Origin of the sequence: Undibacterium sp. Di27W (assembly GCF_049340345.1) — a bacterium.
GTDB lineage: Bacteria > Pseudomonadota > Gammaproteobacteria > Burkholderiales > Burkholderiaceae_D > Undibacterium.
Genome location: NZ_JBMPOS010000143.1, coordinates 1 through 318 on the forward strand (window position 1 = coordinate 1; position 318 = coordinate 318).

A 318-nucleotide genomic window follows, 5' to 3' on the forward strand; every position below is an offset into this window, starting at 1 on the left:
AAATTACCCATTTCGATCATGAGCGCATTCCCGAACGTGTTGTGCATGCACGTGGATCAGCGGCGCATGGGTATTTTGATAGCTATAAAGATTTTAGTAGCCTCACGCGTGCGTCTCTATTTGCCGCGGAGGGCAAACGTACACCGGTATTTGTGCGTTTTTCTACGGTCGCCGGGGAGCGCGGTTCCGCCGACACAGTGCGCGATGTGCGCGGATTCGCGGTGAAGTTTTATACTGACGAAGGGAACTGGGATCTTGTTGGCAACAACATTCCTGTGTTTTTTATCCAGGATGCCATGAAGTTCCCAGATCTTGTGC

The 318-nt window shown here is 51.3% G+C and carries 1 protein-coding gene; it reads left to right on the plus strand.

Translation table 11 applies throughout. The annotated features are described in order from the left end of the window. A partial coding sequence (locus ACO0LF_RS31665; protein ID WP_423021411.1) for a catalase occupies positions 1-318 on the plus strand: 318 nt, incomplete at both ends.